Origin of the sequence: Diaphorobacter sp. HDW4B (assembly GCF_011305535.1) — a bacterium.
In the GTDB taxonomy this organism is placed as follows: Bacteria; Pseudomonadota; Gammaproteobacteria; order Burkholderiales; family Burkholderiaceae_C; genus Diaphorobacter_A.
Genome location: NZ_CP049905.1, coordinates 1,190,019 through 1,206,970, shown reverse-complemented (window position 1 = coordinate 1,206,970; position 16,952 = coordinate 1,190,019). Strand labels below are relative to the sequence as shown.

The following is a 16,952-nucleotide window of genomic DNA, read 5'->3' as shown; positions in this document are numbered from 1 at the left end:
ATGGCTGCGGCTACCTCAATTCAGAAGACGAAATTTTTACACCAAGCACCGATCACTGTTAATAAATGTGAAACGGTTGCTGGAAGCCACGTCCCGGTGGATGGAAACACAAAAGTGCACCGCTTCCTTCCCCCGGAGCGACGTCCGACATTGGCGTCAGTTGTTGAAAAATGTGTGTTTTTGAGTAACATGCACCCACATGAGTCATAAATGACTGAATGTGATCATTTTCGACGACTGATGTCGGTGAATGAGCGTCGCATCCCGTCATTCCTCAATGGACCTGTCCAGCAGGCCCTTGCAGGGTGATTCGCCAGACGAATGCCGCAAGCCCCTCTGACGCCTTGGCGTTTTCGTGATGAAGGGGGTGGTGCGGCGCAGGGATGTGGGGCAAGGCACGGCGCAAGCATGTGTTGCCCGATATCCAAAGCAATCGGGACATTTGAATGACGGCAACTCAACCACTGCGCGAGTGGATTACTCCTGCTCGCGTGCGCTCCATATCCAGACACTTTGCAGCCACATGCTTGAAAGATGCGGCGATGGCCGTTCTCGCTGGTTGTTTGTTGTGGCTGCTGCTGGGGTGGAGTGGCAATGTGCATGCCGAGGGCAGCCGAACTCTGCATCCGTCTGGCGAGACGAACGATACGACCGGTCGTGCGGTGATGGGGTTGAGTACCAACAACACGTTTCACGGCGTCGTCAGTGGGCGGCAGTTTTTTTACGTGTATGCGCAAAAGGATGAGCACATTCTGCTGGGCTCTCGCAATCGCTCGAGCGCTGGAAAGGGCGAAATCAAGCTGTACAGCCCGCAGAGTTTTGGCAGCAAAGGGTTGGAGACCATTCCAGGCACGGCCACATTCACATGCACGTCCGCAAAGGATGGGTTGATCGAGACCCGGAACGCTGAGCTGGCAGGTCCATTGAGCGTTTCGGGCAGCAATGGCGGCAATGCCGATCGCTACAAGGCATGCTCGTACAAAGCACCAACCACGGGCATCTATGGTGTCTTGTTCGGTGGGGACTCGGGATCCGGGGCCTTGATTGATCCTCCGTCGCCACAAAGCAATGCAGTGTCCGCCTGGGATGTCACTGTGCGCAGCAGCGACACGACATCTCTTGTCGATATCAACGGGCGTGTCTTCACTTATGCGTGGACCGTGGCCACTGGTAACAACAGCGGGGCAGCTTCGGATTTGACCAATCGGGCCTACCGCATTGCCACCACGTTGTACTACGTGTCCAGCGACGGCTATCGCTACAAGCAGCAGTTCGTGGGCATCGACCCCAACGGCGCAGCTTTCTATGCCAACAGCAAAGGCTTTCTGGATACCAATGGCTCGCCCCTGTATCGGGACTACCGGGGGACAGGAGGCGCGGTTACGGGTGGCGCTTCAGGCACTGCCGGAATCAAGGCGCAGGCTCCCGAGTACCCGATCTTCTTCAGCGATGTCTCCCAGAATGGCCCGAATGCAGCCGAGGTCGCACGGGTTCTGACGGCGTTGTCTTTTCCCTTGGCACCCAAGACGCCGGTGCTCACCAATCCGGCCTTCGTCGGAAACTTTGGCAACAACTCCACGACCGTATCGTCTGGTGGCTCGTTCACGTTCAGTGTGCAGAACACCCAGACATATCAAATCGTCATCAGCAGAAACGGCACGGATTTCGACCCCGCCAATACGCAGAACCGCGTGTTGACCGGCATTGCTGAAACCGGAGATCACAACATCCTTTGGGATGGACGGGACAACAACGGCAACTCCTTTCCGGCTGGGAACTACAAGTATCAGATCGTTGGTCGAAACGGCGAAATCCACTTTCCCATGGCCGACGTGGAAGGCAATGTGAATGGCGGTCCGATTCTCACCAAGCTCAACGGCCCCAGCGTTGGCGACAACACGGTGTACTACGACGACCGAGGCTACAAGACGGCCAATGGCACCGTGATCGGGACATTGAATGGTCACCTCTGCGGCAGTGTTCTGGCGGGCAAGGACCAGGTTCAACCGTCGCCTGTGTACTCGTTGATAGGCCTGAATTCATCGACCGTGCTGTCCGGCTCCGGATCGAGCAGCATTTACTACCGCAAGTGGGCGGGCAGCAACAACGCCAACACCGATTGCACGGCGAGCGACCAGTATTTTGGCGATGGCAAGGGACTCGATCTCTGGGCGCTGGAGAAGTCGCAGGTGTTCATTCCGACCATCGAGATTCTGGAGCCCAGCACGCCCGTCGACGTGAGCACGCAAGTGTCTGTCACGCCGAGTGTTCTCTCGGGCGGTACGGCCTACGGCTCGTTCTCGTTCAACAACGCTGGCAGTGCTCCTGCCACGGGCGTCACTTATCAAGTGACGATTGGCACCTTGGGTGGTTCCGGTGTGACGAAGACCTGTCCCGCCGCTGTGACATTCACTTTGCTCCCGACGGGTGTGATGGCGACATACAGCGCAGCCACCTGCAAGGTGAGCTTCAGCGGAATGCCGACCACACTCACAGTCGGCCAGACCCTGCTGTTCAATTTCAATTATGTGGTTGCGGCAGGCAACCCGGGGCCGATTCCCATCACGACCGTGATTGCGGCGACCAATGAAACCGCCAATGCGCCAGCACCCAATACCGATACGGCTCAGACCACTGTGGCGGTTCCGGTCGTCAACGTTTCCAAGAGCGCCAATCCGGCGGCAGGCAGCGCGGTTCCGGTCGGCTCCACTATCACCTACGTTCTGAGTGCGGATGTCAGCAATGCGCCGCTGACCAGTGCGTTGTCCTTGGCGGACACGTTGGGCGCGGGCCTTCAGTTCGGCAGCATCGTGAGCAACAGTCCGGCGCTGGTCTGCACTGGTAGTCTGAATTGCTCCTTGCCTTCAGGAACGGGCATCGGTACCTACTCGGTGACGTACACGGCGACCGTGCTTGCCAGTGCGGGAGCGACGGTCAACAACAGTGTGGTCGCATCGGGTGGTGGCTCGACGCCGATTTGCAACTCCTGCAGCGTGACAAACACGGTGCAGCGCACACGCCTGACGGTGTCGAAAAACATGGCTGGGCGTCTGCTGAGCACGGACCAGTTCACCGTGTCCATCAGTGGTGGCGTTGCAAGCAACACCTCGTCTGGAAACGCCAACAGCGTGAGCACGGGTGCGGTCGATGTGAACGCGGGCACGGCATACACGCTGAGCGAAGCGGCGGCGGGCTCGCCTCTTGCCGACCTGAGTCGCTACACCTCGACCTTCGCATGCACCAACGCTACCGCTGGTGGCACGGCCGTGCCTGCTTCCGGCACGGGCACCAGCGTGAGCGTGACGCCGCAAGCCGGTGACGAGATCACTTGCACGTTCACCAACACGCCGAAATACCCCAATATCGCCGCGACCAAAACGGCGTCTCCGACCACGTTGGTGGCGGGTGCCAGCAATCAGAAGTACCAGATCAACGTGGTGGTGACCAATGGCCCCACCACAGAGACGATTGCGTTGACGGATACGCTTCCCACGGGCGTCACGCTTTCGGGTGCGCCGCAACTGACGGGTGGTGGAACGCTGGCCTCCTGCGGCAACACTTCCGGAAGTGCCATCGGTCCGAATTGCACCTTGGCTTCGGGACTTGCCAATGGCACGTACACCATCGACATCCCCGTTCAGGTCGCAAGCACGGCGGTTGCTGGCGGTGCCAGCAACACGGCACATCTGAGCGGTGGCGGGGATCCGGCATGCACGTCTTCCGACACGAAGTGCAACCCGTCGACAGGCACCGTGACCGTGGTGCAAAAGGCCGATCTGCGCATCGAAAAGACGGCTACGCCTGATGGGAGCTATGTACCGGACCAGTCGCTGAACTACCAGATCGTGGTGACCAATGACGGTCCCAGCGATGTGGATGGTGCAAGCATCCAGGACACGGTTCCTTCAAAGGTCAACGTCAGTCTCTGGAGCTGCACTCCCGCGACGGGCGCAGATTGCGGAGCGAACGCCTCGGGCACCGACAACAACGTGTCGCTGACGGGCGTGAAGATCCCTGCTGGCAAGAGCGTGACGATCACCGTGACCGGCATGGCGCAGCGCTCGGCGACGGGCGACATCATCAACACGGCAACGGTGACGCCTCCGACGTCCACGCCCTGTGCGACGACGGCCTGTGTGCTGACCGATACGGTGACGAATCAGAACAGCGGCAAGCCGGTACTGGTCATCGACAAGCAGGCGACGCCTTCGGCCTTTGCAGTGGGTGGCCGTGGTCTCTACACGATCACGGTCAAAAACACGGGCACAGGCAGCACCAGTGGCGTGATCACGGTGACGGACACCATGCCTGCAGGCATCACCATCGACACCACCAAGGTGACTGGTGAAAACTGGAATTGCCAGGCGACGACCAGCACCCAGCTGTCCTGCTTCAGCACGGTGGCGCTGTTGCCCCAATCGGTGGCGTCGGTGATCAATGCCGAGGTGCTGGTGGGGAACGCGGTCGGCGCGACCGCGAGCAACACGGCGCAGGTGGTGGGCGGCGGCTCGGACTGCGGCACTTCGCTCACCTGCACGGACAGCGTGACGACCAATGTGGATCGCCCCAAGCTGAAGGTGAGCAAGCAGGTCGAAAACGCTTTCGTCGTCGGTGTGCAGACGAGCTACTTCATCGACGTGACGAACGAAGGCAATGCGAACACGCTGGGCGGCACGATCACCGACACCGTTCCTGCCGATCTCGTCATCGGTACGCTGGATGCAGCGGGTGGTTGCAGCGTGAGTGGTCAAGTCGTGACCTGTGCGGTGCCGAGCACGCTCGCTCCCGGACAGACCAAGCGCTTTGTCATTCCCGTGACGCCGCTGGCCACCGCCAATGGCAAGACGCTGACCAATCAGGCGACCGCCGACAACACCACGGGTGACCTGACCTGTCCGTCCGATACGGGATGCGTGGGCATCACCAACGATCCGGTGAGCGCACCGCAACTTGAGCTCAAGAAAGAGACGAGTCCGGTGGCCTTCACGGTGGGAGTGCAGGCACGTTACCTGCTGACTTTAAAGAACACCGGCACGGCAACCACGACGCTGCCCGCAACCATCACCGATGTGGTGCCTTCGGGCCTGCGCATCGATGGTTTCGAACCTGCGGGTGCTTGCGCTGTGGATCCGGCAGACAGCCAGAAAGTGACTTGCACGGTGGCTGCGGGTCTGGCCGTCGATCAAGAGACGACAGTCGCCATTCTGGTCACGCCGCAAGCCAGCGTGATCAATCAATCCCTGCGCAATCAGGCGACGGCCACAGGCGGCGGCGATCCGCTGTGCGTGGCCTCGGTGCCTGTCAGCGCCTTGCCCGCAAGCTGTGCGCCGGTGGTGACGACGCCAGTGAACGCGCCGCAATTGAAGATCACCAAGACCACCGATGCCGGTACGCAAGGCTTCAAGGTCGGCGTTCTCTCGAACTACATTCTGACGGTGACGAACATCGGTACCGCGCCGACTGCCGGGCTGATCACCGTGATCGACGAAGTGCCTGCGCATCTGACGCTGGGTACCATGCCGACGGGCTGCACCCGCAGCGGACAGAGCGTGCGATGCGAGAGCAGCGCAGTGCTTGCGGCCGCGACGGATTTCACTCCGGCGGGTTTTGTGAGGTTCACCATCCCCGTCACGCCAACGGCGGCGGCAGCCTCGTCGATACCACCTACTGTGACCAACAAGGCCGTGGTCTACGGCGGCGGCGATCCGCTGTGCCCGGCCAACAAGGCGAACTGCGAATCGACCACCGTGACCACGGTGAACGCGCCGCAGTTGCAGATCAGCAAACAGTCCAACACTGCTGCGTGGGAAGTGGGGCAGTCGAATGCGCAGTACCAACTCACGGTCAGCAATGCCAGCACGCTGGTGGCGACCATCGGAGAGATCGCTGTGGTGGACGAACTGCCGATGGGCATCACACCGAAGTGGGTGGGCACGCTGATGAGCGGTGCATGGAACTGCACGGCCAACGGGCAGACGGTGAATTGCACAAGCAATGCCAGCATTGCTGCGAGCGGCTCGGCTTCGATCACCTTGCCGGTCAATGTGTTGACCACGGCCATCAGCACAGGTGTGACGGGCAGCGTGACCAACCATGCCTCGGTGGCCGGTGGCGGCGATCCGTTCAACGGCGGCATGCCACCCGCTCCGGGAACTGCGTGCACCGCGTTGGATGCGGGCAACCCCGGCCATTGCGCAAACACGTCGACGACGGTCAACATGCCAGCGGCATTGGGCATCACCAAGGTCTTCAACAGCATGGCGCAGACATCGCTGGGGCAATACCAGGCCACGTACACCGTAACGGTCTCCAACACCGGCGGCCTGCCCGGCACGTATACGTTGACCGACACGCCGGCCTTTGCGGCAGGCACCGTGCTGAACGGTTGGACAGTGAACAGCACGAATGGCAGCGTGAATGCGCCGTTGCCTGCGCTCATCAATGGCGCGACGCATCAGATCAGCGCCACGGCCACCGCGATTGCTGCAGGCGGCACGCACAGCTATGTGGTGGTGATTGCGTTCACGGCCAGCCCAAGCACGGCGGCGACATCGCTGACATGCTCCGGCACTCTAGGCCATGGCGCGTACAACGCGGCGAGCATCGGCTCGGCAGCGCCTGCAGCCAGCGCTTGCGGCAATCTGCCCGGCCTGCCCAATCTGACTCTGGCAAAGAGCAGCAACGGCCCGTGGAGTGCCGGACAAACCGGTGCGCAGTATGTGCTGACCGTGACGAACGTCGGCAATGCCGTGACTTCCGGCACCACCAAGGTGGTGGACACATTGCCCACAGGTGTCAGCGCTGTGAACACCACCAGCAATGGTTGGACTTGCACTGTGATCGGTCAGACCGTGACCTGCGAGACCACGGCTGCGTTGGCTGTTGGCACGCCATCGCTCATCACGCTGCCGGTGACTCTGAGCAGCACTCTGGTGAGCTCGACCGGTGTGGTGAACGTTGCTTCCGTCGGTGGTGGCGGTGATCCGAACAACGGTGGCGAGCCGCCTGTTCCGGGCACTTGCGCCGTGGGCGATCTGCACTGCGCCAGCGTCACGACGCCGGTGGGCTTGAAGGCCGATCTGCGCATCACCAAGGTCTCGGAGCAGGGCACGCAGTACGTGCCCAACCAGCCGCTGAACTACACGATTGAAGTGTTCAACGATGGCCCGAGCAGCATCAGCGGTGCATCGGTGCTGGATGTTGTGCCGGTCGAAGTCGAGGTGAGTGCATGGAGCTGCGTGGCCACCGGCACGGGAAGCTGCGGGGCCAATGCGACCGGCACGACGAACAACGTGTCGCTGACCGGAGTGGCGCTTGCCATGGGCGAGAAGCTGACGATCACCATCACAGGTACTGCTGCGCGCAATGCCACGGGCGACATCGTCAACAAGGCCACGGTGACACCACCAACCGGCGTGACCTGCACGACGACACCGTGCGAGAAGGAGTCTCCGCCCGTCACCAGCAAGAATGCAGGCACGCCTGCGCTGGTGATCGAGAAGGAAGCTGCGCCAACCACGTTTGCCGTGGGCCAGAACGGCATCTACTCGCTGAAGGTGCGCAACAACGGCACCAACAGCACGAGCGGTGCGATCACGGTGACGGACCGCATGCCTGCAGGCATCACCATCACCTCCATCGAACCGAACAGTGTGTGGACTTGCTCGGTGGCGAGTGGAACGGATCTGACATGCACGACGAGCGATGTGTTGCTGCCGAACGTTTCGGCTCCGGTGATTATTGCGCATGTGGCGGTGGCGAACACGGTCGTCACGCCTGCCGTCAACACGGCGAGCGTGACGGGCGGCAGCACGGCGTGCACGACGCAAAGCCCTTGCTCGGTCACGGTGCAGACCAACGTCGATCGTCCGCAGCTTGCGGTGAGCAAGAAGCTCGACAGCAGCTTTGTGGTCGGTCAGCCCACGAGCTACACGATCACGGTCGAGAACAAGGGCCAGGCCGCGACCTTGGCGGGAACGATCACCGACACCGTGCCTTTGGGCCTCGCGGTGGGTGATCTCACGAACAGCGGTTGCTCGGCCAACGGCAATGTGGTGACCTGCAACGTGAGCGCGGGCATGCTGCCGGGCAGCAGCAAGTCGTTCACGATTCCGGTCACGCCGCTGGCAAGCGCGGACGGCACGTCGCAAGTGAACAAGGCGATTGCGAATAGCGACACAGGTGACTCCACTTGCCCGAGCGAGTTGCATTGCACGGGCAAGACAGATGACCCGGTGACCGCGCCGAAGCTGGAGATGACCAAGACGGCGAACGCTGGTGCGTTCACGGTGGGTCAGGCTGCAAGCTACACGCTCACTGTGACCAACAACGGCACGGCAGCGACCACGGGTGTGATCACGATCACCGACGTGGTGCCTGCGGGGTTGACCATCGACTCGGTCACGCCGACTTCGGCCACCTGCGCGGCGGTGGCGGCGGGCAGTCAGACGGTGACCTGCACGGTCTCCGCTTTGGCGGTCAAGGCCAGTGCCAGCATCGTCATCGGTGTCACGCCGAAGGCTTCGGCCGACAAGCAGACCATGGTGAATCAGGCCGGTGTCACGGGCGGTGGTGATCCGCTGTGTGTGGATGGAACGGCCACGGCCAGCCTGCCCACACGTTGCGCGCCAACCATCAGCACGCCGGTGAACGCGCCGCACCTGCTGCTTGAAAAGAGCACGGGCATGACCGAGTTCTCGGTGGGTGTGGCTTCGACCTATGTGCTGAAGGTTACCAACGTGGGAACGGCGGCCACGAGCGGCAAGATCACCGTCGTGGACACGCTGCCAGCCAGCATGACGTTGGGCGATCTGACGAGCGAGCCGGGATGCTCTGCGACGGGCACGCTGGTCAAGCAACTGACCTGCGAGTCCTCCGCTTCGCTGGCGGTCAATGCGTCGGTGACGTTCAGGATTCCGGTGACGCCGACCGCTGCGGCGGCCCCGAATGTGACCAACAACGCGCAGGCCTATGGCGGTGGCGATCCGCTGTGCCCGATGGATGCGTCGTGCAAGTCCAGCATCACCACCGTGGTGAATGCGCCGGACCTGCACATCGTGAAGACGGACAATGGCCCCTGGGTCGTCGGGCAGGCAGACGCCGCTTACACGCTGACGGTGAACAACAGCAGCGCGATTGCCGCGTCGGTGGGCGAGATCCTCATCAACGTGAAGGATGTGATGCCGCTCGGCATCGAGCCGAAGTGGACGGATCCGCTGGTCTCGGCCAACTGGAGCTGCTCGTTCGTGAGCCGCAGCGTGACCTGTCACAGCATCCATGATCTGGTCATCGGTGCCGGTCAAAGCAGTTCCATCGTGCTGCCTGTCAACGTGACGACTGCAGCGCTCGCAGGTGGCCTGAACGCCGATGTGACCAATCACGCATCGGTGAGCGGTGGTGGTGATCCGTTCAACGACGGTGACGCGCCAGAGCCCGGAACGAGCTGCTTGAGTCTGGATCCGAACGATCCGGGCCACTGCGCGCAGAAGATCACGCGCATTTTTGCGCTGGCGGATCTGGTGGTGAGCAAGTCGAACCCGACCTTCACTGCCACGGGCGTTGCGGGCCAGTACGTGGCCGAGTACCAGATCGACGTGACCAACCTGGGCGGTGTCGATGGCCACTACACGCTCAGCGACACGCCCGGCTTTCCGGCGGATGTGGTGTTGAACAGTTGGACTGCGCGAGTGTCCAGCAGCGCGATTGCCACGCCGCTCACGCCTCCGGTCAACGGCGCGCTCACGCAGATCAGCGCTGCGAACGAGGTGCTGCCGGTCGGCGCTACGCACAGCTATGTGGTTGCGCTCACCTTCACCATGCAGGCAGGCGTGACGCAGGTCGCGTGTACCGGCAGCGCTGGCAGTGGTGCATTCAATGCTGCAAGCATTGTGGGCACCACTGCCACGGATGCATCCGGCTGCGCGGCCTTGCCGGGCGTGCCGAGTCTGGGTCTGGTGAAAACCAGCAACGGCCCGTGGACGGTCGATCAAACCGGTGCCAAGTACACGATGACCGTGACCAACCACGGCACGGCGAGCACGAACGGTTCGGTGATGACGGTGTCCGACAACATGCCCACTGGCCTCACGGCCACCGCTGGCAGCAGCAATGGCTGGACCTGTGGGGTCGCCGGTCAGCAAGTGTCCTGCACCAACGCCAGCGTGTTGGCGGCGGGCGTGTCGTCGGTGATCGAGTTGCCGGTCAAGGTGACTTCGGCTGCCGTGGGCAATCCGAGCAATCTGGCCTCGGTCGGCGGCGGTGGTGATCCGTACAACGGCGGAAATCCACCGGTGCCCGGAAGCTGCGCTGCGGGTGATATGCATTGCGCAAGCGTGCCGACCAAGGTGAATGCTTTGGCCGATCCCATGGTGACCAAGACCAACAACCAGACCTCGCTGGTCGTGGGCAGCACGACGACGTACACGGTGACCATCTCCAATCCGGGGACGACCGACGCGACCGGCATCAGTTGGACCGACACGGTCGTCAGCGGCCTCAAGGATGTGAGCATCGTGGGTAGCACTGCCTCCAGTGGTTCCAACGCCGGTTCCTGCGCGGGTCTGACCTGCACGGGCATCACGGTGGCGGCGGGTGGCAATGTGGTCTACAAGGTCACGGCTACGGTGAGTGGCAAGGCGGGCGAGCAGGCGGAGAACACCGCCACGGTGACCGGCGGCACCTGTCTGACCTCGTCGCCATGCACGTCGACCGACAGCGACCCGATCGTGAACGAGCCGCAGGACGCCGTTGCGGTGCCGGTGGATTCACGCACCATGTTGGTTCTGCTGGCGTTGGCGATGGTGGGTCTGGCTTACCGGCAGACCCGGCGTGCGCGTCGATAAGCAGAGCACCCGTGCTTGAATCGAAAGGGCTGGCGTGATCATCGCTGGCCCTTTTTTTGCTTGATGGGACGCGAAGGTTTTCGAATTCCGATTGTGGATTTCCCGAATCGCGGACAATTGACAACATGAACTGGCTAGATCAAGTGAAATGGGACGCGCAGGGCCTCGTGCCTGTGATCGCGCAGGAAGCATCGTCGGGCGACGTGCTGATGTTTGCGTGGATGAACCGCGAGGCGCTGGAAAAGACCGCCGAGCTGGGCCGTGCGGTGTATTTCAGCCGCTCGCGCAACAAGCTGTGGTTCAAGGGCGAGGAGTCGGGCCATGTGCAGACCGTGCATGACATCCGCATCGACTGCGACAACGACGTCATTCTGCTCAAGGTCACGCAGACGGGGCATGAGCCGGGCATCGCCTGTCACACGGGACGCCATAGTTGCTTCTACAGTCGTCTGGAGAAGGGCGTGGATGGGGACGGCAACGGTTGGACGCCGGTCGATCCGGTCTTGAAAGATCCCGAGTCCATCTACAAATAAACCAAGAAATACAAAGTGAGCGCAGCAACCATGTCGAGCGACAACTTGAACGTCAACGTGAACGATTCTTCCGCAACCACCTCCAACGATTCCCTGGCCCGTCTGGCCGAGGTGCTGGAGTCCCGCAAGCTGGGCGATCCGGACAAGAGCTATGTGGCGCGTCTGTTTGCCAAGGGGCCGGACGCGTTTCTGAAGAAGGTGGGCGAAGAGGCGACGGAAGTGGTGATGGCGGCCAAGGATGTGGATCACGGCGCGGACAAGTCCAAGCTGGTCTACGAAGTGGCCGATCTGTGGTTTCACTCGATGGTGGCACTGTCCTACTACGGCCTGACGCCAGCGGACGTGATCATCGAACTGGAACGCCGTGAAGGTTTGAGCGGGCTGGAGGAAAAGGCCCTGCGCAAGGCGGTCAATCGTGACAAGGAAGAAGGAGGATCGACGTGAGCAATCGCAGCAACGACATCATCGACATCGAGCCGAACCAGCGGGCAGAGAATCTCAAGGCCGTTGGCTGGGTCAGCTACATCCTGCATCTGATCGTGGCGGTGGCTGCGGTGGTTCCGAGTGCGCAGCCCAGCATCTTGCTGCTGCTGGTGGCGCTGGTGATCGATCTGGTCAAACGTGGCGACGCCGAAGGCACCTGGCAGGCCAGCCATTTCTCGTGGCGCATCCGCTCGGTGATCTGGGCGGGCATCCTGTACGTCGTCACCTCGCCGCTGTGGCTGCTGTTCTTCGTTCCCGGCTGGATCGCCTGGGGCATCATTTCGCTGTGGTTCCTGTACCGCATCATTCGCGGCATGCTCGCGATGAGCAACGGAAAAGCCATTGATGCCTGACGAACAAGGTTTCAAGACGCTGAATCTCGCGCTGCAGGGCGGTGGCTCGCACGGTGCCTACACCTGGGGCGTGCTCGACGCGCTGCTCGAAGACGGCCGCGTGCGCATCGAAGGTGTGAGCGGCACGAGCGCGGGGGCGATGAACGCGGTGGCAATGGCGCACGGGTTTGCCGTCGCCGCGCATGAATACAAGGATGTGCACGAGGCGCAGGTCGCGGGTGCCATCAAGGCGCGCGAGACGTTGCACAAGCTCTGGGAAGGCGTCGGCACCATGGGTTCGACCATGCTCTGGGGCGTGCCCATGCCGGCGGCGGGCGCGTTCATGAACATGCTCACACAGTGGCTGTCGCCGTATCAGATGAATCCGCTCGGCATCAATCCGCTGCGCAAGCTGCTGGAGAAAGAAGTCGATTTCGAGCTGATCGGCGCGACCAACGCCAAGCAGGTGTTTGTGTGCGCGACCAATGTGCGTACCGGGCGCGGCGAGATCTTCACCGGCAAGCGTCTGAGCGCGGATGCGGTGATGGCGTCGGCCTGCCTGCCGATGCTGTTCAAGGCGGTCGAGATCGACGGCGAGCATTACTGGGACGGCGGCTACTCGGGCAATCCTGCGATCTATCCGCTGATCTACCGCACCGACGCGGCCGACATCTTGCTCGTGCAGATCAACCCCATCGACCACGACAACCTGCCCGACGACGCGCAGGAAATCATGGAGCGGGTGAACGAAGTGACGTTCAACGCTGGCCTGCTCGCGGAACTGCGCGCCATCGAATTCGTGCGCCGACTGCTGGCGGAAGGCAAGCTGGACAACCGGCGCTACAAGAATGTGCTGATGCACCGCATCGACGGTGGCGCAGTGCTCGCCCCCTTGGGCGCCGCCAGCAAGATGCGCACGGACATGGCCTTCATCCGGCAACTGTTCGAGTTGGGCCGTGATTCGGGCACCCAGTGGCTGCACAAGCATTTTGCGGACGTGGGCCTTCGCCCCACGCTCAAACTATCCGAGAATCTGTGACTGGCGGCGGCGTTCCTTTCTGACCGGCGCTCACTGAGACATTCGCTTTTCCATCGAACTGATATGCACGATCCGAACTGTATTTTTTGCAAGATCATCGAAGGCAAGATCCCTTCGAAGAAGGTCTACGAAGACGAGGATGTCTTTGCGTTCCACGACATCAATCCCTGGGCTCCAGTGCATTTTCTGATGGTGCCCAAGAAGCACATTCCGTCGATGGCCCAGGTCACGGCGGAAGACACGCCGCTGCTCGGCAAGATGATGGCTCTGGCCCCCAAGCTCGCGGTGGAGCAGGGCTGCAACCCTTATCCCGCAGGCGGATTCCGCATCGTGGTGAACACGGGTGATGAAGGCGGTCAGGAAGTGCACCACCTGCATGTGCACGTGATCGGCGGCCCGCGTCCCTGGAAAAAGGGCTGAGCCAGAGGCTTGAGAAAGCCGTCCACAGGCTCCAAATGCCCGGTTCCCACCGGGAAAGTTACTGGTTAATGACCGTCTTGACACGCGTGGCGTCTAGAATGGTCTGTATTCGTTAGGAGAATCACATGGGTTCGTTTTCTATTTGGCACTGGCTGATCGTGCTGCTGATCGTCGTGATGGTTTTTGGCACCAAGAAGCTCAAGAACATCGGCTCCGATCTGGGTGGTGCGGTCAAGGGTTTCAAGGACGGCATCAAGGACGGTGGCCAGGCTGACGCCGACGCTGCTGGCAACAACAATGCCGCTGCTGGTCAAGTGACCAACAACGCCGCCGCCGACAAGTCGACCATCGACGTGGAAGCCAAGCACAAGAGCTGATTTCCGAGTATCTGAGCGGATTCGCTGAATGATTGATATTGGCCTTTCAAAGATGGCGCTGATCGGTGTGGTGGCGTTGGTCGTCATCGGGCCGGAAAAGCTGCCGAAAGTGGCGCGCACCGTGGGTACGCTGCTGGGCAAGGCGCAGCGCTATGTGAACGATGTGAAGTCCGAGGTCAATCGTTCGATGGAGCTCGACGAGCTGCGCAAGATGAAGGACAACGTGGAATCGGCGGCTCGCGATGTCGAGCAATCGGTTCACACCAGCGCCAAGGATTTCGAGAAGGACTGGAGCGATGCCACATCGTCCCTGAGCGACTCGTCTTCCGGCAGCACGGGTTCCGAATACGACTGGAACTCCAGCAGCACCGTGACACCGGCCTATCGCCATCCGCGCAAGAACTGGCGGCTCAAGCGCGGGGCCATGCCGCAGTGGTACAAGTCGCGCTCCGGCGTTCGCACCAAGGCGCAGTCGGGCGCGGCACGCGTGGCGCGGTTCCGTCCGAAAAAGCCGCTTTGAGCCAACCAACGTGCGGCAAGCCGTTCTTGCCGCCATGCCCGGTGCGCAGTTCGCGCGCCAAGGCATGCTCCGATCCCTGTGTGCGAGCCTCTTAGGGCTCGCGCTTTTGTTTGACCATGGCTGACACTCCTTCTCCCAAAGACGACGAACTGGCCGGCACCGAGCAGCCCTTCGTTCAGCACCTCATGGAGCTGCGCGATCGCCTGCTCTACAGCATCTACGGCATTCTTGTCGCCATCGCGCTGCTGGCCTTCTGGCCGGGACCGGACGGTCTGATCGACTTCGTCGCCACGCCCATCAGGCACCACATGCCCGAGGGCGCCAAGCTGATCGCGGTGGGGGTGTTTTCGCCGTTCATCGTGCCGCTCAAGGTGCTGGCCATGGCGGCCGTGCTGTTGGCGTTGCCGTGGATCATGTACCAGATCTGGGCCTTCGTCGCCCCGGGCCTGTATTCGCACGAGAAGAAGTTCGCCCTGCCGCTGATCTTCTTCGGCAGCGCGCTGGCCTATATCGGCATCGCCTTCGTGCAGCTCTTTGTGCTGGAGCGCATGTTCGGTTTCATCCAGCATTTCACGCCGTCCAGCGTGGCGGCGACGCCCGACATTTCGTCGTATGTCGAAGCGATTCTGTCGCTCTACATCGCCTTCGGCTGCGCGTTCCAGGTGCCCATCGTGGTGATCCTGCTGGTGCGTCTGGGCATCGTGGACATCGACAAGCTCAAGGCCTTCCGTGGCTACTTCATCGTGCTGGCCTTCGTCGTGGCTGCTGTGGTGACGCCGCCCGACGTGCTCTCGCAGGTGTCGCTGGCTGTGCCCATGGTGCTGCTGTACGAGATCGGCATCATCGCCGCAGGCTGGTTCCAGCGGAACACCAAGGCACCTGAAGATCAGCAGTCGGACGGCGAAGCGAAAACCGATTCGGAAAAGACATCCTGATCCGAGCGCTGAATCAATGAAAAAGGGCAGTCCGAAAACGGACTGCCCTTTGTTTTTGTGCTCAGAACCTGTTCGGCTTATCGCTGCTGCACGCGTTTGGCCGGAGCAGGGCGCTTGCCGGGGACGATGGTGATCTCGGTCGTCGCATCGCCACGCAGCACGGCGAACTTGGTTTCCACGCCGGGCTTGAGAGCCGCCACGGTGGAGAGCAGTTCGGAGACATTGCTGATCGCCTTGTCGCCCACCTTGGTGATCACGTCGCCGGGACGCAGGCCGCCTTGAGCGGCAGGGCCGTCCTGCAACACGCCGGTGATGATCACGCCTTCGGAGGCCTTCACTCCAAAGGTTTCGGCGAGTTCGGGCGAGAGCTCGTTGGGCTCTGCGCCGATCCAGCCGCGCGTGACCTGACCGTCCTTGACGATGCCGTCGAGCACCAAGCGTGCGGTGGACACGGGAATCGCGAAACCGATGCCCATGCTGCCGCCCGAGCGCGAATAGATCGCCGTGTTGATACCCATGAGGTTGCCGCTCACGTCGACCAGCGCGCCGCCGGAATTGCCGGGGTTGATGGCGGCATCGGTCTGGATGAAGTTCTCGAAGGTGTTGATGCCGAGCTGGCTGCGGCCCAGCGCCGAGACGATGCCGCTGGTCACGGTCTGGCCGACACCGAAGGGGTTGCCGATGGCGAGCACGCGGTCGCCGACGAGCAGTTGGTCGGAGTCGCCGAGCACGATCACGGGCAGCTTGTCGAGGTCGATCTTGAGGATCGCGAGGTCGGTGTCGGGATCGGTGCCGATGACCTTGGCCTTGGCATGGCGGGCGTCAGTGAGCGTGACTTCGATCTCGTCCGCGCCTTCGACCACGTGGTTGTTGGTGAGGATGAAGCCGTCCGGGCTGACGATCACGCCGCTGCCGAGGCCGACCTGGGCCTGATTGCCTTGATCGCCGAAGAAGAATTCGAACCAGGGGTCATTGCCGCGTGAGGAACGGGCGGCCTTGCTGGTGTTGATGCTGACGACGGCCGGAGAGGCCTTGCGGGCGGCACTGGCCAGGCTGCCTGCAGGTGGCTCGGCGCGCGTCGCTGGTGGTGCCTCGATGAGGCTGATGCCCGCGCCGCTGCGGGACGCGCCGCGCTGCAGCCAGCTTGGCTGCAAGGTGGCCACGACGAAGTACGCGGCGAGCAGGACGGTGACGGCCTGAGAAAAAAGCAGCCAGAAGCGCTTCATGTTGAATGATTCTCTACTTGCAAAAGGAAGCATTGTCGCCCGTCTCGCATTTGGGGAGAAAGAGTGCGTGCCAAGGCAGCGCACTTTCAACCATCACTATCAAATGGTTGTTTTGATCTTTTCCGTCACGATCATGGGTAAACCCTTAGTATGTAACCAACTGCCACGGCCCCTCGTTCCCCGCAACCTGCTGCATCCCTGCAGGTCGCCTACCCCCAGACTGCCCAACCGGCAACGTCTGTGAAG

10 protein-coding genes are annotated in these 16,952 nt (G+C 61.8%); 9 read left to right on the top strand and 1 reads right to left on the bottom strand.

Annotated features, from left to right (window positions below):
• The first annotated feature begins 446 nt into the window (after nucleotides 1-446).
• The 9 genes from G7048_RS05750 (at nucleotide 447) to tatC (ending at nucleotide 15,480) form a co-directional block, all read left to right on the top strand.
• The gene (locus tag G7048_RS05750; RefSeq protein ID WP_166067217.1) at nucleotides 447-10,841 is read left to right on the top strand and encodes a DUF11 domain-containing protein; all 10,395 of its coding nucleotides are present in this window, start codon (nucleotides 447-449) and stop codon (nucleotides 10,839-10,841) included.
• Nucleotides 10,842-10,957: 116 nt separating this feature from the next.
• Complete coding sequence (hisI, locus tag G7048_RS05745; protein ID WP_205750381.1) at nucleotides 10,958-11,374, top strand: phosphoribosyl-AMP cyclohydrolase; 417 nt, start codon at nucleotides 10,958-10,960, stop codon at nucleotides 11,372-11,374.
• Between the two features lie 30 nt (nucleotides 11,375-11,404).
• On the top strand, nucleotides 11,405-11,818 hold the full coding sequence (locus tag G7048_RS05740; protein WP_166070818.1) for a phosphoribosyl-ATP diphosphatase: 414 nt from the start codon (nucleotides 11,405-11,407) through the stop codon (nucleotides 11,816-11,818).
• Complete coding sequence (locus G7048_RS05735) at nucleotides 11,815-12,210, top strand: hypothetical protein (RefSeq protein ID WP_166067215.1); 396 nt, start codon at nucleotides 11,815-11,817, stop codon at nucleotides 12,208-12,210. Before G7048_RS05740 ends, G7048_RS05735 begins: the two co-directional genes overlap by 4 nt.
• Nucleotides 12,203-13,228, top strand: coding sequence for a patatin-like phospholipase family protein (locus tag G7048_RS05730; RefSeq protein WP_166067214.1), 1,026 nt, complete (start codon nucleotides 12,203-12,205; stop codon nucleotides 13,226-13,228). Before G7048_RS05735 ends, G7048_RS05730 begins: the two co-directional genes overlap by 8 nt.
• A gap of 63 nt (nucleotides 13,229-13,291) precedes the next feature.
• Complete coding sequence (locus G7048_RS05725; protein WP_166067213.1) at nucleotides 13,292-13,648, top strand: histidine triad nucleotide-binding protein; 357 nt, start codon at nucleotides 13,292-13,294, stop codon at nucleotides 13,646-13,648.
• A gap of 125 nt (nucleotides 13,649-13,773) precedes the next feature.
• Entirely contained in the window at nucleotides 13,774-14,025 is a 252-nt protein-coding gene (gene tatA, locus G7048_RS05720; RefSeq protein WP_166067211.1) for a Sec-independent protein translocase subunit TatA, read from the top strand.
• 28 nt (nucleotides 14,026-14,053) lie between these two features.
• The gene (tatB, locus tag G7048_RS05715) at nucleotides 14,054-14,545 is read left to right on the top strand and encodes a Sec-independent protein translocase protein TatB (protein WP_166067210.1); all 492 of its coding nucleotides are present in this window, start codon (nucleotides 14,054-14,056) and stop codon (nucleotides 14,543-14,545) included.
• 116 nt (nucleotides 14,546-14,661) lie between these two features.
• Complete coding sequence (gene tatC, locus G7048_RS05710) at nucleotides 14,662-15,480, top strand: twin-arginine translocase subunit TatC (RefSeq protein ID WP_166067209.1); 819 nt, start codon at nucleotides 14,662-14,664, stop codon at nucleotides 15,478-15,480.
• A 77-nt stretch (nucleotides 15,481-15,557) separates the two neighbouring features.
• Here the strand turns inward: tatC and G7048_RS05705 are convergent, their stop codons facing one another.
• The gene (locus G7048_RS05705; protein WP_166067208.1) at nucleotides 15,558-16,706 is read right to left on the bottom strand and encodes a trypsin-like peptidase domain-containing protein; all 1,149 of its coding nucleotides are present in this window, start codon (nucleotides 16,704-16,706) and stop codon (nucleotides 15,558-15,560) included.
• Nucleotides 16,707-16,952 lie beyond the last annotated feature (246 nt).

Excerpts from the sequence above, each read along its gene's own strand:
- G7048_RS05750 (WP_166067217.1), top strand. The coding sequence starts at position 447 with ATGACGGCAACTCAACCACTGCGCGAGTGGATTACTCCTGCTCGCGTG.
- G7048_RS05740 (WP_166070818.1), top strand. The coding sequence starts at position 11,405 with ATGTCGAGCGACAACTTGAACGTCAACGTGAACGATTCTTCCGCAACC.
- G7048_RS05730 (WP_166067214.1), top strand. The coding sequence starts at position 12,203 with ATGCCTGACGAACAAGGTTTCAAGACGCTGAATCTCGCGCTGCAGGGC.
- G7048_RS05725 (WP_166067213.1), top strand. The coding sequence starts at position 13,292 with ATGCACGATCCGAACTGTATTTTTTGCAAGATCATCGAAGGCAAGATC.
- tatA (WP_166067211.1), top strand. The coding sequence starts at position 13,774 with ATGGGTTCGTTTTCTATTTGGCACTGGCTGATCGTGCTGCTGATCGTC.
- tatB (WP_166067210.1), top strand. The coding sequence starts at position 14,054 with ATGATTGATATTGGCCTTTCAAAGATGGCGCTGATCGGTGTGGTGGCG.
- tatC (WP_166067209.1), top strand. The coding sequence starts at position 14,662 with ATGGCTGACACTCCTTCTCCCAAAGACGACGAACTGGCCGGCACCGAG.
- G7048_RS05705 (WP_166067208.1), bottom strand. The coding sequence starts at position 16,706 with ATGAAGCGCTTCTGGCTGCTTTTTTCTCAGGCCGTCACCGTCCTGCTC.